The following is a 19,776-nucleotide window of genomic DNA, read 5'->3' as shown; positions in this document are numbered from 1 at the left end:
GTGTGTACGGTTTCGCGGAATTGGTGCGCGGACTAAATCCGCGGTTTGTGTGTGTACGGTTTCGCGGAATTGGTGGGTACTAGTTCCGCGATTTGTGTGCGCGGACTAATTCCGCGGTTTGCCAGCGGACAGAACCGCGGAGCTGAGCCGTGATAGCTAAGGGCGGGCGGAATCAAAACTGAGTAAAAATTGAGTAACTGGCTAGAGGCGGGCGCCGTCGTCGAAAGGATCGGTATCTTCCCGGGCAGGGGAGGTGCAAACAACCGCCGCCCCTACGAGGCCTAAAGCAACCAGAGCACAAACTGCAGCACCAAACGTGCCATATGGCAAGTACCCGAGCAGGCACAATATGGCAAGAACGCTCGCAAGGCCCGAGCCACCCCATAGCCATGGTGCGGCCGGATGCGTGGGAGCAGGCGGCGGGTTGTAACTCGCAAAAGTTTCCGGATCGTGGCCTTCTGCGAAAGGCACGTCCTCTAAATCTTCAGGGGCTGGGTTCCAATCGCGCGGCCCGGCCGGGCGCGGCGCAAAATTCTCAGTATGTGAAACGGCGTCTGCAAAGGCGGGCGTAAACTTCCCTGGTGCTGTGGCGGTTTGCTGCTCGCCAGTTAATGGCCGCGGGGCGTTATCCTCCGGGGACGCGGGTGTATGCGGCGGCAAATTCTGCGGCGGCGCGGTAGTAGTTTCGGAGTCGGCAGCGAATTCTGCTTCGAGTTGGCGGGAAATATCTTCCCAGGCGGCGTCGAAATCTTTATCCTGCGGTTCCTCGGCTCGTTGGTCCATGAAGATCAGCTTAGCCGCCTGTAGGATAACTAAGGACGGTAGTGGCTCGGGCCGCTACCCGATTGGTATTTTCAGGAAACGGAAGGTTCAAAGATGACTGTCCGCCGAGTTGCGCTACTTACTGCCGGGGGTTTTGCTCCCTGCCTTTCCTCCGCCGTGGGAGGTCTCATCGAGCGGTATACCGAATTGGTCCCTGATGTAGAAATTATTGCTTACCAGTATGGCTACCATGGCCTGCTCACTGGTAACTATATCGAGGTCACTCCGCAGGCTCGCGCGCAAGCTCACGTGCTCCACAAGTGGGGCGGCTCACCGATCGGAAATTCGCGTGTCAAGCTCACCAATAAGAAGGATCTAGTAGAACGCGGGCTCGTTCCCGAAGACGCCGATCCGCTGGAATTTGCCGCAAACCGGCTTACCGAGGACGGCGTAGACGTCTTGCACACCATTGGCGGAGACGATACCAACACTACGGCCGCAGATCTTGCGCATTACCTGCATGAACATGGCCACGAGTTGACCGTCGTCGGCCTGCCGAAGACGATCGATAACGATATTGTGCCGGTCAAGCAATCGCTAGGCGCGTGGACGGCAGCGGAAGAATCAGCCAAGTTTGCCGCCCACGTGATTGGGGAACACCGTTCCAACCCGCGCATGCTCATGGTGCATGAAGTGATGGGCCGCAATTGTGGTTACCTCACCGCTCAAGCCGCCAAGTACTACCACGATTGGGTTGGCAAACAAGAATATGCTCCCGCGCTCGGGCTCACCAAGGAACGCTGGGATGTACATGCCGTGTTCCTCCCGGAAATGCATATTGATATTGCGAAGGAAGCTAAGCGCCTGCGCGCCGTTATGGACGAGATCGGGAACGTAAATATTTTCCTTTCCGAAGGTGCTGGCGTGGAAGAAATCGTGGAAGAAATGAAGGCTGCGGGCGAAGAAGTTCCGGTTGATCCCTTCGGCCACGTGAAGCTCGATTTGATTAATCCCGGCCAGTGGTTCGCCCGCCAGTTTGCAGACAAATTGGGTGCGGAAAAGGTCAATGTGCAAAAGTCGGGCTACTATTCGCGTGCTTCGCGGCCCAATCCGGAAGACCTGCGGCTCATTAAAGGCATGGTAGATCTGGCAGTGGAGTGCGCACTTGCTGGCAAGCCGGGCCTTATCGGGCATGATGAAGAAAACGGCAACATTTTGACCAATATCGAATTTAGCCGCGTGGCAGGCCACAAGGCTTTCGATATCACCACCGATTGGTTCGTAGAAACCATGCGGTCCATCGGACAAGATATCGAACCTCATCCCGCTAAGTAAACGGTTTCTGTTCTGCAGAACATATAAATAACGCCTGCGAGCCCGGTAAGGTTTTAGCGCCTTGCCGGGCTCGCGTTTTATGTTTCCGGGAAGTTTTGCGTGAAGTATGGTTTTCCGACGCCGCCGGTGGTCGCCCATTTTTGAGGAAAGTAAACACGGATAAAATGCCAGCCCGAAGGCCAGAAAGTGCAGCGAGGTTGCAGCGATGTTGCCGAGCAGACGCCGCGCAGACCGTAAGCGCCCCGCCATACCCGGCAAGCACCGAGTTACTCGATAAAACCGTGAAGATGGCCACGAATTGGGGAAGGATACTCCCGCTTGCTGGAATGTTTACCCGCTTACGGGCGGATATGTATACAATCCCGATATGTTCGAAGACGCCGATAATAATGCGATCGCGGAACTTTCCGCATGGAAGAATAAACCTGCCAAGCACCAGCCGGATTATGACGATCCGGAAGAGTTGGCCGGCGTTATCGCGCATTTGCGTAAATTACCGCCGCTGGTTTTTGCTGGTGAAGCAGATGAATTGAAGGAGCAGATTGCCCGCGCCCAAAAGGGCCAGGCCTTTGTGCTGTTTGGTGGCGATTGCGCTGAGTCTTTTGAGAAAACAACGGCAGAGCGGATTCGCGCCAAAGTGCGAACCATTTTGCAGATGTCCGCAATCCTCACTTATGGCGCTTCGGTGCCAGTAGTGAAGATTGGCCGAATGGCGGGGCAGTATTCGAAGCCGCGTTCCAATCCGATGGAAACGCGCGGAGATGTTACTTTGCCCTCCTACCTGGGCGATTCGATTAATGGTTACGATTTCACGCCGGAATCGCGCCGGCATGATCCGCAGCGGCTCATCGAGTCTTACCTGTATTCGGTAGCCACATTGAACCTGATGCGGGCCTTCACGAAGGGTGGTTTTGCGGACCTTTCGGAAGTGCACTCGTGGAACAAGGGCTTTATGGCCAACCCAGCGTACGAAAAGTACGAAAATGTGGCTAAGGAAATTGATCGGGCCATGCGTTTCATGGAGGCCGCTGGGGTCGATATGAAGCAGCGGGATTTGACGGAAACCGATCTGTACTCTTCCCACGAAGCCCTGGTTTTGCCTTTTGAGCACGCGATGACGCGGATCGATTCGCGGACCAAACAGCCGTACATGACTTCCGCGCATTTCCTGTGGATTGGGGAGCGTACGCGCGGTTTGGATGAAGCACACGTGGAGTTGCTTTCCCATGTGCGTAACCCAATCGGGGTGAAGCTGGGGCCGGAAGCGACGCCGGAAGATGCGATTGCGCTGATCGACGCTTTGAATCCGGAAGGGGAACCGGGCCGGTTGACCTTTATTACCCGGATGGGCGCCGCAAATATTGTGGAGCGGATGCCGCGGGTTGTGGAAGCGGTACGGGCCGATGGACGGCCGGTCACCTGGGTTTCCGATCCGATGCACGGCAATACGATCACGGCTTCCAATGGCATCAAGACGCGCCGTTTCGACGATATTATGACCGAAATTCGGGGCTTCTTCGCCGTACACGAAAAGCTCGGCACCCATCCGGGTGGTATCCACCTGGAGATGACGGGCGATGACGTTACCGAAATTCTGGGCGGTTCGGAAGAAATCGTGGAAGAAACCTTGGGGGACAACTACGAATCCCTGGTCGATCCGCGGCTCAACCACCAGCAGTCCTTGGAAGTTGCCTTCCAAGTGGCTGATATGTTGCGCGACGTCCGCCTCTAAAACTAGTTATTTGTGTTGGCCAGGGCCGGAAGAAACAGTTATCCGCACTGTTTCTCCGGCCCTGATTTCACTTCCGGCAGCCGGCGCCGTTTCCAGGACGGTTCCAATCTTTTGCCCGTTTGGTGTTTCAAAGCTACTGGTCACCAAACCCGCTTTTTCAATCCGGACCCGTGCATCAGTAAGCGAGAGCCCAGCAACTTCCGGCACTACCACGGTGCTTGACTCCACCCCGAAAGGGGCACTTGGCCGTACGAAAACAAAAAAGATGATGCCCGCGAGCGCGAGGAGCAGACAGGACAAAGCCATAGCCCAAAGTCCGCGCCGCTGGCCAACCGTAGCGCCGCCCGCGCGAACCAACTGGTCCGCATAACCGGTACCGCGGCGCGAGTTTTTCTGGTTTTCGGAAACCGGATGGCCAGTTTGGTCTTCAGGAACCGGAAGGCTACTGGTGATTATGCGGGTGGCAGCAGGCCCACCACTATCCGGCATCGAAACTGTGCCATCGGCGGCGTTCGGCCACACAGCTGCGGGGGTAGGCGCCGGAGTGGGAACAAAACTTGGCGCAGGTACCGTTTGCGATGCAACATGCGATGCAACTTGCGGTAGCGCTTGCGGTGCTCTCGCCGGTGCCGCTTCCGGCGGAGAAAGCGTATATGGCGTAGTTGCCATGCCGGGCGCTTGTAGCGTCGCCTGCGGCGCCGCTTCCGGTGAGGAAGACGTGTATGGCATGGTTGCCGTGCTGGGTGCCTCAGCTTCGCTGGGTGCCTCAACTCCGCTGGGTGCCTCAACTCCGCTGGGCGCCTCAGCTTCGTCGAGCACGTCTGGCATTGCTGTGGTTATTGGTGTGGTGGGTGAGATCGTTGTGGGCGGTGATACTGGCACCGTCGCCGATGTCGGTGTGGCCGGGGATCCTGGTGCGGCCAGCGATCCTGGTGCGGCCGGCGTTATCGGTGTACCGGGGAAAACGGTGGGCGGGGGCCCAGCTGGTGCAAAGGACGCCGGTGCGGAGGCATCCGCGGTGGAAGTAATGCGCCGGTGCAGAAGAGAGTCGGGGATTTCGGCGCGCACTTCACGCAGGGCAGCCAGGGCGGGCCGTGCGGTAGGGAAACGTTCGGCCGGAGATTTTGCGGCCATGCGAGTAAGCAAACGGTCGATACTTTCGGGTATCCACCCGGCCTGGGCGCGTAGTAGCGGCAAGGGCCGGTTCAGGTGCTGATAGGCCACATTGGCACTATGCGGCCCGGTAAATGGTTGCTCCCCGCGCAACAGTTCGTAGAACATAATGCCAGCCGAATAAACATCGCAGGCCGGTGAAGATTGGCCGCGCGTCAAAATTTCGGGAGCGGCATAGGCCACGGTTCCGAAAGGATTCGCGCCGGAAGTGGCGGTAGAAACCGCCCGTGCCAAACCAAAATCAGTCACCTTAGCGTGAATGCTATCGGCCGGACTATCGGCTGCAATAGCGTGACTCAAGAGCACGTTTTCGGGCTTAACATCCCGGTGCATGATTCCGGCGTCGTGCGCGGTTGCAAGCCCGCGCAACACTTGTTCGAGCAAGGTGAATGCAGTGCCGAGGGTAAAACTTTCGCAATTGGTAAGCGCGGCACGCAAAGTCGGGCCGGGAACATATTCGAGCACCAGGAAAGGTGTGTCGTTGTCACCGGTGTGCCAGGTGCCTTGGTCATGCACGGTGACGACGTACGGGTCACGTAACTGTGCGGCGGTACGTGCCTCGGTGCGGAACCGTTGCACGAAAACCGTTTGGTTAGCTAGGTGCGGGTGCGGAAATTTGAGCGCGATATCGCGTTCGAGAAACAAGTCACGGGCCAGGTACACGGTGGCCATACCGCCCGCCGCTATTTTTTCGAGAATCTGGTAGCGGTCATTGACGGTTTGCCCAAGCTCAGGAAGCATACTCACGCTCAACAAATTACCCTATGGAAGCCCGAAAGGCTCTCCTTATTCGGGAAAAAAATCCGGGCTTATAACCCTCACGCCAAATCTTGCGCCGGCCTGGCGCGCGCCGGTTTTGTGCCCGCGAGCTTTGCACTTACTGGATTTGCACTTACCGGCCTAGCGCGCGCCGGTTTTGTGCTCGTGGGCCACCGCTTACAGAAAACTTAGAAACGCTTGGCGGCTTGCAAAACGCGCATCACATATTTTTGGGTTGAGGGATAAGGGCCGACCTTTTGAATCGATCGCAAACCTTGGTAATAAGCGCCGATTCCTTCGCGTGCCGAGTCCGTGTGGCGTTGCAGGTACCGAATAATGGCAACGCCGGCCGTAATATTATCTGCCGGCAGGCACAGATCAAGTTCGCGTCCTACCAGGCGTTCCGCCCAGCGGCCCGCAGCCGCCACCACTTGCATGGGTCCGACGGCTCCGCAGGGAGAAACTAGAGTGGCGTCGAAACCAGACTCCACATAGGCGTGCGCCATCGCCAGTTTGGGGTTGACTCCCATAATCGCAGCGATCCGGTTCACCATTTCTTGGGTTTCGACTTTTGAAGGCGCTACCTCACGGCTCATTCTTTCGCGTAATTCGTGGGGAAGCGGATCACGGCGTGGGCGTAAAACCCGCACTTTATCAGCGATCATATGCCCTCATTTCTCCCTTGAAGCTCGAACTATGGCGCAGATAAGCGTTCTTATAAATACACCTGTGAGAATAGTTGATCTTGAGTCAGATGTCACGGCCATGCTAGGGAAATTGCATGAATCACATCAAAAAGTCAAGGAACTATGGGACGGTTTTTTGAAACCAACTCCGTGTGCTGCCTGTTTTCCAAAAGTCTCGGTACGAGCGGTAATCTAGTTGTGTGACTGAACAGAACGTGACTTGGTTGACCTTACGAGAAGTGGGCGAAGCGCTCAATGTTTCCCAACGCGAAGTGCGTAGCATGCTCCGCGATTTGCGCCTGCTTGCTACCCGCCGCACCGAAGGTGGGGACCTCATGGTCGATTCGCGGATGCTAGTGGAAAAAGATGGTGCCGTTATTCCGCTGCCTTCGATGCGCGGCACGCTCACGATGCTCAAAGATTCTGGGTATAACGACGCCGAAGCGCAAGGCTGGTTGTTGCGCGAGGATCTCGAATTGGGAACTACACCCATGCAAGCCCTGCTCGATGGGAAAACGCACGCGGTCCGCCGCGTGATCGCCGGCTTAGCTTTCTAGTCGCAGCTTTCTAGTAGTTGCTGGGCTTTCTAGTGGCTGCTGGCAATGCAAGGCTAAATTACGGGCCTATAGCTAGCACGAAGGGTAGATCCCGGCCTATAGAAGGATAAGCCCCGGCCGATAGCTAGCACGAAGGCTATGCCCCGGGCTATAGTCCGGCTTTAGCTAGATAGAGCTAGTTAGAGCTAGTTAGAACAAGCTCGAACTAGTTAGTCGGTAGAAGTGGCCGGCGCATAGAACAGTTGGTCAGTAGATGCGGCCGGCAAAAGAGGTGAGCAGGCTAGAAAGCACTTGCGCGCTGGCCGCGGGAAGCTTTTCCAGGGCGGCGCCGGCGGCCTCCTCGCGTTGGGCAATAAGTGCTTCGTGTGCGTCCCGGGCTCCACTCGTGATGAACAGTTTGCGTACCTGTGCCACTTCCGCATCGGCGAGCGCCACCATGCCACCTTTTTCTTTTTGCAGGGATTGCAACCATGCACGCTGGCTGGAGGATAGTTCCTTTTCGGCTAGGGCACGCAACACGGTGTGTTTACCTTCGGTAATATCGCCGGCTGCGGGTTTGCCCGTATGTTCCGGTTCGCCAAAAATGCCTAAGTCGTCGTCGCGCAATTGGAAAGCTTCCCCGAAAGGCACCGCAAAAGCCGTGAGGGTAGCTTCGAGTTCCGGGGTGCTGGCGCCGGTGAGCCGCGCCCCGATGAGGAGCGGATATAGCGCGGAATAAGACACCGTTTTGTAGCGGATCACTTGGAAGGCACGCGCAATCGGATCCGTGGCCGGTTCTACTTCCGCGCGCAAATCCAAATATTGGCCGTAGGCAACTTCTTCGGCCATGAGGTTGAAGGCCGCCACCGCCGAGTTTTCCAGCGTCAAAGTTTCCACCCCGGCCGTAGTGGCGGAGAGTTTTTGGGCCAGATCCTGCCCGCTCGCGATTTCGGTGCAGGCTTGAGCGAGGACGGCGTCGCCCGCGATCACGGCGATAGCGCTCCCGAAAACAGTACCGGAACCATCCCAACCGCGGGAAACATGGAAATCGGCAAACCGTTCTTGGACGGTAGGTACCCCGCGCCGCACCGGGGAAGCATCGATCAGATCGTCGTGGATGAGCGCCGCTAAATGAAACAGTTCGACGCCGGCGCCCGCCCGGGCCAGCGCTTCGCGCCAAGCGCCCAAGATCTCGGTTTGCCCAGCGAAACAACTATCGCTACCCCCAGTGGCATCACCATCGGTAGGCGCGGTAGCACCAATATTGCTATGCGCAGCGGCGCAGCACTCAGCCTGTTCGGCGCTATTGGAAGAGGTTCGGGCAAGACTGCGCGGAGCCGGATGGTCGGTAGCACTGGCCACGTGGTCGGTAGCACTGGCAGCTAAGAACCCGGCGAGCACCAAAACAGCGCGGGAGCGTTTCCCGCCCCGGGCAAGTTCCAAACAGGAATCCACCAACTCGGAAGCAGGGCCAGCAACCGCGTCGAAACGGCGTAGGCTGCTTAGGCGGGCAGAAATTCTTTGCTCAACACGGGTGCGGTACTCATCCAGGTGCAAATCCATGCGATTTACCTTACCTGGCCCGCGCGCTTTCCACAGGTGGCGGTACGCAAACGCTTTCCACAGGTGGCGGTACGCAAACGCTTTCCACAGGTGGCGGTACGCAAACGCTTTCCACAGTTTGCCGCCCGGCTCCGACTAGTAAAACCGGCGCCTGTTGAGATAGGGGACATGCAGACAATAACTCTAAGACGCCCCGCGGAAGCACTAGCAGTCATTCCGCATATCCTGGGTTTTTACCCGCACAACCACCTGATCATTTTTGGGGCCCAATGCGCTCCCAATAGTCCGGCTGCACCTTCCGGCTCGGTAGGTCCGGTCATGAAAATCAACCTGAGTGCCGGCCCCGTACTTCCCGAAACTCGCCTCGCGATCGCCAATGCCGTGCAAGCTTGCGCTATGCAACGCGTGATCGCCGCAATCTACACGGAAGACCTCGGCAACTTCGTTGGCACTGAGATCTACAAAACCGCCATGCACGCGATCACCCACGCCGGGGAAAGACTTGACGAAATGTGGGCCGCCTCCTCCGCGCCGTGGAGTCTAGACGTTTTCCTTGCCGATAAGGACGGCTATTTCGACGTCGAAAGCGGAGAATTTGCCGCCTGGGAAACCCTCTCCGAATCCCCAGCCGCCGCCAGTTTCGTATACGAAGGATCCGCACCCCTAGAAAAAGAACCCTCTCGCGCCATCCGCCGCCACACTTCCGCACAACGCCAAAAAGCCACCACGATACGCAACGAAAGCCGGCGTCGGAAAGAAAACCGCAGGCAAACCCAAATGTGGAATACACTCCTGGCCCGCGCCGAAAAACTCGCCGACGAAGCCGCTATCGAGGTCACAGCGGAAGAAGCCGGAATCGCGCTCGCGGGTTTGAAGGACACGACGATGCGCGATCAGGTGATCAGCCTCGCCCTTTCCCCAATTCCGCTCACCGCGCTGGAAAACATTGCGGTGGGGCCCACGATGGAAGAAATCAAAGATAAAGCCCCGCATATTCAGCGCGCGAAAGCGGTGATTAGTTTGTGCGACGCCGTGGCCGCTTACGCGCCGGATGACGATCCGTGCCCCTTGGCAACCTGCGCCTATATTGCGTGGTGGATTGGCATGACCTCGCTAGCGGGCCAGCGCGCCCGGGAAGCATTGCGCGCCGATCGGGACTACACGCTTGCGAATTTGGTGGCCCGCGCTCTGGAATGGGCTTCGCTACCACCGTGGCTTTCCGCGCCCGGCGGTGAAGATCGGGAAGGAACGAGGTGAGGACGAGAAGCAGGCGAAAACAGAGCGCGGTGTAGGGCGGGGAAGGGTGGGGCAGGGAAGCATAGGGCGGGGAAGCGGGGAACGGAAAGTGTGGGGCGGGGAAGCGGGGAACGGAAAGTGTGGGGCGGGGAAGCGGGGAACGGAAAGTGTGGGGCGGGGAAGCGGGGAACGGAAAGTGCGGGGCGGGAATCCAGGCGCGTAGATGTGTTTCGAGCCACTTTGGAGTTTGCTGGGAATGAGAATGCGGATGCGGACGTTTTAACTGGTAGGTCGAAGTGCGTCCATTTGGTTTCCTGCTATTTTATGGGGGATCATAGTGGACGCCAGAAAGCATAGTCGTCAGCAGAAAGGTGTCTCGTGGCCACGAAGTCAGCCAGCACAGAAAACTCAGCCGTGCAGGACGCGAAGGAAACGCAAGCGCAGGGGAGCGGTACTACTTCGCAAAAGGCGTCCGGTACTACGCGGAAGAGTAGTGCGAGGGCAGCGGCGGGTTCCGCGAAGTCGGGGGCGAAGAAAACCTCCACTTCGGGAACGTCCGCGAGTGCAAAATCTAGTTCTCGTAGCACCGGTACGAAGGCGGGTGCGAAGAAGAGTACGACGGCAAAGTCTGCTACCAAGCCCGCCACCGCTAAGAAGGCGGCGGCAACCAAGAAGACTGCTACCAAGGCGGCAACTGCTGCGAAGTCCGCCACCGCTAAGAAGGCGGCGCCGAAGAGCGCGGCAACGAAGGCTTCGGAAACGAAGACCTCTACTACTAAGACGGCGGCCGCGAAGGCCAGCACTACGAAGACGGCGGCTAAGTCCACCGCCGCAACGAAGAAGACTTCTGCCAAGAAGTCCACGGCGAAGCAGACCACTGCCACTAAGGCGGCGGCTTCGCAGACTACCGGCACGAAGGCAGCTACTACCAAGAAGGCCTCCCCGGCTAAGGCCGGCGCGAAGGCTGCGGCGAAATCTACGGCGAAGCAGAGCACGGCAACTAAGTCGGCGGCTACGAAGAAGTCGGCGGCGAAGGCCCAGGCGGAACCAGAAAAACCAGAAGTAGAAGAAGAACTCGAAGATACTTTGCCGGAAGATCTCGATGTAGATCTGGACGATGAAGAGGATCTGGAAGATCTGGAAGACCTGGATGAAGAAGATGACCTCGAAGCTGATCTGGTCGATGATGATGAAGACCTTGAGGACGGCGAAGTAGAGGAAGAAGAGGAAGAGGAAGAAACCGAAGCCCAAGCCGCACTTAAGGACGATAAGCCGACGGCGAGTCGCGGGATTAAGGGTTCCTTCACCGTCAAGGATTCGGATGAGTCTGATGAGCCGGCAGTGCGCGTACATGTTGCCGGTGCGACCGCTGATCCGGTTAAGGATTACCTGAAGCAGATTGGCCGGGTGCCGTTGCTGAATGCGGAAGAGGAAGTAGAACTTTCGAAGCGTATTGAAGCCGGTTTGTATGCGCAGCATTTGCTCGATACGGATGGGGTTGATACGTCTGATCGCAAGTACATCCGGGAACTGAAGATTATTGCTCGGGATGGCCGGCAGGCGAAGAACCACTTGCTGGAAGCTAATTTGCGGCTCGTGGTTTCTTTGGCGAAGCGTTATACCGGGCGGGGGATGCTCTTCTTGGATTTGATTCAGGAAGGGAACTTGGGTTTGGTGCGCGCCGTCGAAAAGTTTGACTATACGAAGGGCTACAAGTTCTCTACCTACGCAACGTGGTGGATTCGGCAGGCGATTACGCGTGCCATGGCAGACCAGTCGCGAACGATTCGTATCCCCGTACACATGGTGGAAGTGATTAACAAGTTGGCGCGGGTGCAACGCCAACTTCTGCAAGATCTGGGCCGGGAACCCACTACGGAAGAACTTGCGCACGAACTCGATATGACCGAAGAAAAGGTTATCGAGGTGCAACGGTACGGGCGTGAACCGATTTCCTTGCACACTCCGCTCGGGGAGGATGGAGATTCTGAGTTTGGTGACCTGATCGAAGATTCGGAAGCCGTACATCCGGATGATGCGGTCGGCTTTACTTTGCTGAAGGAACAGCTCCAGCAAGTGCTCGATACGCTTTCCGAACGGGAAGCTGGCGTGGTTTCGATGCGTTTCGGGTTGAGCGATGGGCAGCCAAAGACGCTCGACGAAATCGGCCGGGTTTACGGCGTGACGCGTGAACGCATCCGCCAGATCGAATCCAAAACGATGTCCAAGCTGCGCCATCCGTCCCGCAGCCAGGTGTTGCGCGATTACCTCGAATAAAGCGCGGCTAAAAGAAAAAATCAGGTGTTGCGTGCGAGCAGCCCGGTCGGGAAAGCGCGCGGGCAAAGCCGTAACTGAAAAACTAACGCAACTACAAAACTAAGTGGCCCGGTGTGCCTTGCTGGAACCAAACGGTTTCGCAGTGCGTGCCGGGCCATTTCCGCGGTTCGCAGTGCCTGCCGGGCCATTTCCATTTTTTGTAGTGCGAGCCGGGCCAAAAAATCTTGTGTGAAACCGCGCTGTGAATACCGAGAAGCGTTGTCTTTCCAAAACGGTGCGAGGAACGTGCGCGGCGCTACAACGTGCGCGGCGCTACAACGTGCGCGGCGCTACAACGTGCGCGGCGCTACAACGTGCGCGGCGCTACAACGTGCGCGGCACTAGAACAGCGGCTCTGGCCAGGAAATATCAATGGCAGCGCGAAGTGCGCCTTCCCAGGCGGCTGGTTTCCAGACGCGCCCGTCGCGAGCGATGGCATGCTCGGCATAGTGGTTTCCTTTAGCTTCTTCTTGCAAATAGTGTTGCAAGAGGCCCGCTGCGGCCCGCGCGTCTGCCAAAGCACGGTGGTGTTCGGTTAGCTGTATTCCGGCTCGCTCTGCGGCTGCTGGTAAAGAATGCCGGCCTTCCGGCAAATAAATTTTCGATAATTCCATCGTGCACACGGTGGCCTGGGCGGGAATCGCAAACGGGTAGGAAGCACGTTCAAACGCCGCATTCAAAAAGCTCACGTCAAAAGGTGCGTTATGGGCTACCACTGCCCGGCCGCTTAAAAGCTCTTCTAGCTGCGGAATCAGCGCCGTAAAGGAAGGTGCTTCCCGCACGTCTTGCGCCGTAAGCCCATGCACAAAAGTTGCTCCCATAGGCCGGCCTGGCTGCACCAAACTCACCCATTCACCCTGGTTATAGCCCTGCCGATCAAGGGAGACGACGCCGATTTGCACGATCCTATCGGTTCGCGGATCCAGGCCGGTGGTCTCCACGTCCACCACCGCAAAACCGCTACTAGATGGCACGGAAGGAATCATGCCGGAAGTCTAAGCTGACCTGGCCCCAAGTCATCCCGAAAGCCACGAGATGAGAGCGACTCCTCAAATAAGGAGGCGAAGCCGCGAAATAGCGGGGCAGTAGCAGCCCGGAAATTTCCCGGCGGGTGAACCTAGCCGTCCCGGCAGGAATTTTTGGGCCGGTTCATGCTTTGATGTATATGTGACTACAACACTGCAAGAAACGAGGACTCTGACCACTCGGGACCGGTGCGATGCCTGCGGGGCACAGGCATACGTGCGTGTACATATGCCATATGGAGAACTGTATTTCTGCGGGCACCATGCTTCGCAACATCTCGATAAGCTCAGTGCCGGCGCGATTGAAATTCAAGATGAACGTGACCGCATCAAATAATTAAATAGATAGATAGAAACCTGCAAGCGGCAAAAATTTGCCGCTTCTTCCCGTCGCGGCAGTGCCGGCTAAGTGCTGGGCCCGCGGCGGGTTATTTTTCCGGTCCTGGCGGCGCGTTTGCGCCAGGTGGCGGGGTAAACGCGCGGCGGAGGGCCGATTCGAACAAGAGTTTCGGTAAACTGGCGGGCGTGTCAACTACGGAAGCATATACAGCGCGTCATCTGCAGGTTTTAGAAGGGCTCGAAGCCGTTCGTAAGCGGCCCGGCATGTACATCGGTTCTACCGATTCGCGGGGCCTCATGCACTGCTTGTGGGAGCTGATAGATAACGGGGTTGACGAAGCTTTGGAAGGTTATGCTTCCGAGCTCAAGATCACCCTGTACGCGGATGGATCGGTAGAGGTTGCCGATAATGGCCGCGGGGTACCCGTAGATACGGTTCCCGGGGTGGGCCTATCGGGCGTGGAAGTGGTTTATACCAAATTACATGCGGGCGGGAAGTTCGGCACCGGTTCATATTCTGCTTCGGGCGGTTTGCACGGGGTGGGTGCTTCCGTGGTAAACGCCCTTTCGGCGCGGATGGACGTGCAGGTAGATAGGGATGGGAAAACCTATCAAATGCAGTTCCGGCGCGGCGAACCCGGCCGGTTCGAAGATAACGGAAAAGAACCCCAGCCAGACGCCGCTTTTGATCCGTTCACGCACAAATCGGAGCTGGACGTCGTCGGAAAAACCCCGAAAAAGAAAACCGGGACGCGGGTACGTTACTGGGCAGACCCGGAAATTTTCCTTTCCGATGCGCATTTCCACTATGACGAACTGGTGGAACGCGTACGGCAAACCGCCTTCCTGATTCCCAGTTTGCAAATCACGATCGTAGACGAACGGGGTCTGGAAGGCACACCGGGCGAAGACGGCCGGCATGAAGAAACTTTCCAGTATGCGGGCGGGATTACCGATTTTGTGGATTTCTTGGCGGAAGATCCCGCGGTCACGGCCACTATGCGCTTGCAAGGCGAGGATACTTTCACGGAAAAAGCGCAGGTCTTGGACGAAAAGACGAAGCACCTGAAAACCGAAGAAGTGGAACGTACCTGCACCGTCGATATCGCTCTACGGTGGGGCACCGGGTATGAAACGAAGGGAGAATTCTTCGTCAATATTATTGCGACGCCGGGTGGCGGTACCCACCAGCAAGGTTTCGAAGCCGGATTGGTGCGGACCATGCGCGCGCTCATCGAAAAGAATGCGCGGCGGCTAAAGATTACGGCCCGCGATCCACGCATCGAAAAGGAAGACATTTTAGCGGGGCTCACCGCGGTAGTTACCGTGCGTTTGGATGAGCCACAGTTTGAAGGGCAGACGAAGGAAATCTTGGGTACGGCCGCGGTGCGTAGCATCGTTTCACGCGTGGTTAGCACCCAGCTCGAACAGATTCTGGATTCACGCAAACGCGACCAACGCACCGAAACTTCCCGCTTGCTGGAAAAGATCGTGGCGGAAATGCGGGCCCGCGTGGCCGCGCGGATGCATAAGGAAATTTCGCGGCGCAAAAACGCTTTGGAAGCCTCGGCATTGCCGGCCAAACTGGCCGATTGCCGTTCAGAAGAAGTGGCGCAAGCGGAACTGTTTATTGTGGAAGGCGATTCGGCCTTGGGTACGGCGAAGCTGGCCCGCAATTCCGAATACCAAGCTTTGCTCCCGATCCGCGGCAAGATTCTCAATGTGCAAAAAGCTTCTCCGGCCGATATTTTGCGTAATGCCGAGGTCTCTTCGATTATCCAAGTGGTGGGGGCCGGTTCGGGGCGTACTTTTGATTTGGATGCAGCCCGGTATGGCAAGGTCATTATGATGACGGACGCGGATGTGGATGGTGCCCATATTCGCACTTTGTTGCTCACTTTGTTCTTCCGGTATATGCGGCCTTTGGTGGAAGCCGGGCGCGTGTATGCGGCCGTGCCGCCCCTGCACCGGATCGAAGTGGCGGGCCGTGGCGGCAAAAAAGGCGAATACATTTACACTTATTCGGAAGAGGAATTGCATCGCGAACTAGCTAAACTAGAAAAATCGGGGCGGACCTATAAAGAACCAATTCAGCGCTATAAGGGTTTGGGGGAGATGGACGCCAACCAGTTAGCGGAAACCACGATGGATCCGGCCCGGCGTACTTTGCGGCGGATCCGGATTGAAGATGAAGCTGCCCTAAAGGAAGCCGAATCGGTTTTCGATATGCTGATGGGTACCGAGGTGGCACCGCGCCGTGAGTTTATTGTGGAAGGCGCCGATAAGGTGTCTTTGGAAGCCATCGACGCGTAGTCTAGAACCTGCCCCGAGCGCTTGCGGCCCCGCCTAAGCTCTGCCTAAGCCATGCCTAAGCTCCGCTTAAGCTTGGCCTTAGCTTTGCCTAAGCTCCGCATTTGCTGCTTAATTCTCGCACCTTCCGCGAATCCGAAACACAAATCGAGGTGATGAATGCCTGCACCGGCACAACCCGCGCATGTACCTGAGCTCAGCGCGGGCTGGGAACCTATAGCCGTGGCTAACGCGGCGGAAGTGTATGCCTTTCTTACCCGGGTGCAAAAGCACGACGGCGCACCTTTCCGTACATCTTTTGAAGAAGTGGAAAGCTTTTTTGATCCGGCGCGCGCCTACTATGCGTTTGGCCGGCGCGGGCCGGGCGGGGAACTAGTAGCTTTTGGCCTGGTGCGTAGTTTCGGGGTGGGCAGTGGGCGGCCTTCGGTAATTCTTTCCGGGGCGGTGCATCCGCAAGCACACAACCAACTGGTAGCCGAATTGGCTTCGCAACAGTTATGGGCAGCCCGGCAACTAGTTGCGGCCGGCGAGTTAGGGAATTTTGAGAACCAGACCGCGGCAAAAGATAGTGCTAGCCCGGCCGCGGCAGTAGCGGTAACCCACGTGGAACCTTGGGAAAGCGAAAGGGCCTTGGAGCTAGCCGCGCTCGGTTTCCAACATGCATATAGCTACGTGCAAATGCGGCGGTATTTGCATGACGAATTGCCGCCCTTGCGGGTGCCAAAAGGCGTGGAATTGGTGGAGCTGAGCCCAAAATATGATGCGCTGGCTTTGGCTACCCATAACTCTTTCCACACCGAAAAACTCGACTATACGATTATGACGCCCGAACAGTGGGCCGCGGAGCGTACCTATTTGGCGCGGGATTGGAGCTTTTTGGCTTTGGATACGCGCGGGGATAGGCCTCGGGTACTCGGCTATCTAATTGCCGCCAAATATGAACAAGACTGGGAAACCTTGGGCTGGCCGGAAGGCTACGTGGATGAACTGGCCGTACACGGGGGTGCGGAGATCACTTCGGCTTTGCTAATTGCTTCAATGACGGCCCAAAAGGCCGCGGGGATGCGGTATACGTCCATGGACGTGACGGTTAACCGTTTCCCGGCGGGCTCCCGTGCAGCCGATGCGGGCACCTGTGCGGCCGATGCGGGGGAAAATAACTCCGGCGCAAACAATAACGACGCCGCTGCCAAAACAGGCCCGGAAGATACCGCAGAACGGGTGGCCCGCTATAAAAAACTCGGATTTTCCCCGGCTACCGAAACGCGCGTCTTCTTGAAACAACTCTAAAGCTGCCGCCTTGTGTCGTTTGCGCGGAGCCGGCCGCCCTGTGTCGTTTGTGCGGAGCGGGCCGCCCCGGGCGAGCGCCCGGCGAACCGCAGGAGCGCCCGGCGAACGCCCCGCGAGCGGCTCCAGCTGTGCGCGGCTCCGGATGGGCCCGGCGGCCCGGCAAATTGCTTCGGCGGCAAGCAGCTCCGGTTGCGCTAGCAAGCCGAGCCGGCCTCCTGCCACCAAACCGAGCGCAACCAGCCAGGGACCGCTGGCTATCTGCCAATAGCCGCTACCGGTTTAGTTAGCGCGGTGCCAGAAGCATCGCGCCGTTCTTCAATTTCGGGTAGCTCTACGACTTTGCCGTTGGAGGCCACGGCCCGCAAGGGTTCGGGGCCTACATAGGCGATGGTCAAAACGTCTTCGCCTTTCAAGAAACGGTGCGCTCGCACGCCCATAGTGCCCCGGCCCTTAGCCGGGAAACGATCCAGCGGCGTGACCTTGGCACTGCCTGCTGTAGTTCCCGGCAAAGCACTCGAATTACCGGCAATGGTTACCACCATGGTCCCGGAAATATCGTTGGCGGGAGCCACCCCGAGGGCGATCACGCGCGCTCCCGGATTGAGCCGGATACCGGCAATTCCCTGCCCGGCGCGCCGTTGCGGACGCACCAAAGAAGCTTCGAACCGCAGTAGTTGCGCATCGGAGGTGATAATCACCAGTTGGTCGGTATCGGCAGAGATTGCCGCATCTGCCACATAGTCCCCATCGGCCAGGGTGATCGCTTCTGCCACGTCCCGGTTTTCTGGGTGAGAATCCGAGAGCCGTTTGATCCGGCCCTGAGCGGTAACCAAAGTTAAAACGCCGGCTTCCGCATTCGGCCCGCTTAGCTCTACCAAAGCCAAGGCTTGTTCTTCTTTTTCGAGGGAAGCGAGTTCGCGGACGCGCGAACCGCCAGCGATTCCCGCATTTTCAGGAACAGCGGGGATGGCCACTACGTCTACGGCGATCACCCGGCCGGCCGTGGTAACCACGCCGATCCGCCCGCGGGCGGTAGTCGGCGCAATCGAGATCAAGGCATCATGGGAGGAACGCGGCCGGCCATTATCCGGAGCATCTGCTCCGGTAGTGCGGGCGATCAGGCCCGTACCGGAAAGCATCACCCAGGTTGGGTCATCAGCAATTTCCAGGGGCATATCGGCCACCTTGGTTTCAGATTCGAGGAGGACGGTGCGCCGGGGCGTACCGTATTCGCGTGCCACTTCCGTCATCTCATCCGCCACGGTTTCTTCGAGCCGGGCCTGCGAACCCAAAATGCTTTCCAAATCCGCGATGGTAGCTAGGAGTTCATCGCGCCGCCCTTCCAATTCGAGTTGCGAATATTTTGTGAGCCGGCGCAAACGCAGTTCGAGGATATATTCTGCTTGCACTTCCGAAAGATCAAAAACGGCCATGAGCCGGGCTTTGGCGGCCGCCGTATCTTCGGAGGAACGGATTACGGCAATCACTTCATCAATATTGAGTACCGCAATTAGCAAGCCTTCCGTCAAATGCAGGTTTTCGCGGGCCTTATTAAGCCGGAATTTGCTGCGCCGGCGTACCACATCAATCCGGTGGTCGATATAAACCTGCAAGAGTTCTTTTAGGCCGAGCGTACGCGGGTGGCCATCTACCAAAGCCACATTGTTTATCCCAAAGGAATCTTCCAATGGCGTGTGTTGATATAGCTGGGCTAGTACGGCGTCGGGATTAAAACCGGTTTTTACTTCGACGACGAGCCGGGTGCCGTGGTGACGGTCGGTAAGGTTTTGCACATTCGAGATGCCTTTGAGCTTCTTGGCTTGCACCTGGGTTTTGATCCGGTCGATTACCTTTTCCGGGCCCACCAAGTAGGGCAGTTCGGTAAAGACGATGCCGCGTTTGCGGGCCGAAATTTTTTCGATCTTCGCCGTGGCCCGCATCCGGAAAGTACCCCGCCCGGTTTCGTAGGCTTGGCGGATAGGATCCAAACCCACGATCCGCCCGCCTTCCGGCAGGTCCGGGCCGGGAATGAAACGCATAAGGTCATCCACCGTAGCGTCCGGATGTTGTAACAAATATTTGGCACCGGCAATCACTTCCACCAAATTGTGGGGCGGCATATTTGTTGCCATTCCCACCGCAATCCCGGAAGAGCCATTGACTAGCAGGTTCGGTATCGCGGCGGGCAACACCTGCGGCTGGAGCAAAGTGTTGTCATAATTCGGCACCATATCCACGGTGTCTTCATCCAAGCTGTCGAGCATGCCCAAAGCCGCGGGGGCGAGCCGCACTTCCGTATATCGGGAAGCGGCCGGGCCGTCGTCGAGCGAACCAAAGTTTCCATGCCCATCGACGAGGGGGAGGCGCATCGTAAACGGTTGGGCGAGCCGCACCATGGCATCATAAATCGCGGTATCCCCGTGCGGATGCAATTTACCCATCACGTCGCCTACCACGCGCGAGGATTTTACGTGGCCCTTATCTGGCCGCAACCCCATCTGGCCCATCTGATACAAGATCCGCCGTTGCACGGGTTTGAGCCCGTCACGCGCATCGGGCAGGGCACGCGCATAGATCACCGAATACGAATATTCGAGGAAGGAAGTGCGCATCTCATCAGAAACACTAATATCAACAATATGCTCGGAGACTGAAGCTGAACCTTTTTGCGCCATTACTGCATTATCTCCTGAAATCGCGCGCAATGGGAGAAG

Annotated in this window: 14 protein-coding genes; 8 read left to right on the top strand and 6 right to left on the bottom strand. The window is 57.6% G+C overall.

All coding sequences use genetic code 11. The features are described 5' to 3' along the window. Positions 1–201: 201 nt before the first annotated feature. The gene (locus BLT47_RS04050) at positions 202–783 is read right to left on the bottom strand and encodes a hypothetical protein (protein WP_074661935.1); all 582 of its coding nucleotides are present in this window, start codon (positions 781–783) and stop codon (positions 202–204) included. Between the two features lie 93 nt (positions 784–876). Here BLT47_RS04050 and BLT47_RS04045 point away from each other — a divergent pair, with 93 nt between their 5' ends. Together BLT47_RS04045 and BLT47_RS04040 are read left to right on the top strand one after the other, a co-directional pair. Continuing rightward, entirely contained in the window at positions 877–2,097 is a 1,221-nt protein-coding gene (locus BLT47_RS04045; RefSeq protein WP_074661932.1) for a pyrophosphate--fructose-6-phosphate 1-phosphotransferase, read from the top strand. Between the two features lie 367 nt (positions 2,098–2,464). Further along, a complete protein-coding gene (locus BLT47_RS04040; RefSeq protein WP_074661927.1) occupies positions 2,465–3,829 on the top strand; it encodes a class II 3-deoxy-7-phosphoheptulonate synthase in 1,365 nt (454 codons plus the stop codon). 6 nt (positions 3,830–3,835) lie between these two features. On the opposite strand, the gene BLT47_RS04035 is transcribed toward BLT47_RS04040, so the two are convergent. Continuing rightward, positions 3,836–5,743, bottom strand: coding sequence for a serine/threonine-protein kinase (locus BLT47_RS04035; RefSeq protein WP_256332521.1), 1,908 nt, complete (start codon positions 5,741–5,743; stop codon positions 3,836–3,838). Between the two features lie 206 nt (positions 5,744–5,949). Then, the gene (locus BLT47_RS04030) at positions 5,950–6,426 is read right to left on the bottom strand and encodes a lytic transglycosylase domain-containing protein (protein WP_049620115.1); all 477 of its coding nucleotides are present in this window, start codon (positions 6,424–6,426) and stop codon (positions 5,950–5,952) included. A gap of 221 nt (positions 6,427–6,647) precedes the next feature. On the opposite strand from BLT47_RS04030, the gene BLT47_RS04025 reads away from it, so the two are divergent. Next, on the top strand, positions 6,648–7,004 hold the full coding sequence (locus tag BLT47_RS04025) for an Rv2175c family DNA-binding protein (protein WP_074661919.1): 357 nt from the start codon (positions 6,648–6,650) through the stop codon (positions 7,002–7,004). A gap of 246 nt (positions 7,005–7,250) precedes the next feature. Here the strand turns inward: BLT47_RS04025 and BLT47_RS04020 are convergent, their stop codons facing one another. Further along, positions 7,251–8,546, bottom strand: a complete 1,296-nt coding sequence (locus BLT47_RS04020; RefSeq protein ID WP_074661916.1) for a polyprenyl synthetase family protein — start codon at positions 8,544–8,546, stop codon at positions 7,251–7,253. 168 nt (positions 8,547–8,714) lie between these two features. Between BLT47_RS04020 and BLT47_RS04015 the strand changes: the two genes are divergently transcribed. Beyond that, entirely contained in the window at positions 8,715–9,803 is a 1,089-nt protein-coding gene (locus BLT47_RS04015) for a DUF4192 family protein (protein WP_143021762.1), read from the top strand. 357 nt (positions 9,804–10,160) lie between these two features. Then, positions 10,161–12,059 (top strand): RNA polymerase sigma factor, encoded by a 1,899-nt coding sequence (locus BLT47_RS04010; RefSeq protein WP_074661909.1) that lies wholly within the window; start codon positions 10,161–10,163, stop codon positions 12,057–12,059. Positions 12,060–12,439: 380 nt separating this feature from the next. Here the strand turns inward: BLT47_RS04010 and BLT47_RS04005 are convergent, their stop codons facing one another. Beyond that, a complete protein-coding gene (locus BLT47_RS04005; protein WP_074661905.1) occupies positions 12,440–13,084 on the bottom strand; it encodes a 3'-5' exonuclease in 645 nt (214 codons plus the stop codon). Between the two features lie 181 nt (positions 13,085–13,265). Between BLT47_RS04005 and BLT47_RS04000 the strand changes: the two genes are divergently transcribed. The 3 genes from BLT47_RS04000 to BLT47_RS03990 all read left to right on the top strand — a co-directional run bounded on the left by BLT47_RS04000 (position 13,266) and on the right by BLT47_RS03990 (position 17,062). Next, positions 13,266–13,460, top strand: a complete 195-nt coding sequence (locus BLT47_RS04000; RefSeq protein ID WP_049620109.1) for a DUF7455 domain-containing protein — start codon at positions 13,266–13,268, stop codon at positions 13,458–13,460. A 188-nt stretch (positions 13,461–13,648) separates the two neighbouring features. Continuing rightward, positions 13,649–15,775 carry a DNA gyrase/topoisomerase IV subunit B gene (locus BLT47_RS03995; RefSeq protein WP_074661901.1) on the top strand — a complete coding sequence of 709 codons (2,127 nt, stop codon included), beginning with the start codon at positions 13,649–13,651 and terminating at the stop codon, positions 15,773–15,775. Between the two features lie 156 nt (positions 15,776–15,931). Continuing rightward, positions 15,932–17,062, top strand: coding sequence for a hypothetical protein (locus BLT47_RS03990; protein ID WP_049620107.1), 1,131 nt, complete (start codon positions 15,932–15,934; stop codon positions 17,060–17,062). Between the two features lie 254 nt (positions 17,063–17,316). Here BLT47_RS03990 and BLT47_RS03985 read toward each other — a convergent pair whose 3' ends face one another. Continuing rightward, positions 17,317–19,737, bottom strand: coding sequence for a DNA gyrase/topoisomerase IV subunit A (locus tag BLT47_RS03985; protein ID WP_074661896.1), 2,421 nt, complete (start codon positions 19,735–19,737; stop codon positions 17,317–17,319). Positions 19,738–19,776 lie beyond the last annotated feature (39 nt).

Origin of the sequence: Actinobaculum suis (assembly GCF_900102025.1) — a bacterium.
Lineage (GTDB): Bacteria > Actinomycetota > Actinomycetes > Actinomycetales > Actinomycetaceae > Actinobaculum > Actinobaculum suis.
The sequence above is the reverse complement of the archived record's forward strand: the minus strand, read 5'-3'. Positions and strand labels throughout refer to the sequence as shown.

Bases quoted from the DNA above. Each gene is read 5' to 3' on its own strand.
- BLT47_RS04045 (WP_074661932.1), top strand. From the start codon at position 877: ATGACTGTCCGCCGAGTTGCGCTACTTACTGCCGGGGGTTTTGCTCCC.
- BLT47_RS04020 (WP_074661916.1), bottom strand. From the start codon at position 8,546: ATGGATTTGCACCTGGATGAGTACCGCACCCGTGTTGAGCAAAGAATT.
- BLT47_RS03985 (WP_074661896.1), bottom strand. From the start codon at position 19,737: ATGGCGCAAAAAGGTTCAGCTTCAGTCTCCGAGCATATTGTTGATATT.
- BLT47_RS04035 (WP_256332521.1), bottom strand. From the start codon at position 5,743: ATGCTTCCTGAGCTTGGGCAAACCGTCAATGACCGCTACCAGATTCTC.
- BLT47_RS03990 (WP_049620107.1), top strand. From the start codon at position 15,932: ATGCCTGCACCGGCACAACCCGCGCATGTACCTGAGCTCAGCGCGGGC.
- BLT47_RS04030 (WP_049620115.1), bottom strand. From the start codon at position 6,426: ATGATCGCTGATAAAGTGCGGGTTTTACGCCCACGCCGTGATCCGCTT.
- BLT47_RS04015 (WP_143021762.1), top strand. From the start codon at position 8,715: ATGCAGACAATAACTCTAAGACGCCCCGCGGAAGCACTAGCAGTCATT.
- BLT47_RS04040 (WP_074661927.1), top strand. From the start codon at position 2,465: ATGTTCGAAGACGCCGATAATAATGCGATCGCGGAACTTTCCGCATGG.
- BLT47_RS04005 (WP_074661905.1), bottom strand. From the start codon at position 13,084: ATGATTCCTTCCGTGCCATCTAGTAGCGGTTTTGCGGTGGTGGACGTG.
- BLT47_RS04050 (WP_074661935.1), bottom strand. From the start codon at position 783: ATGGACCAACGAGCCGAGGAACCGCAGGATAAAGATTTCGACGCCGCC.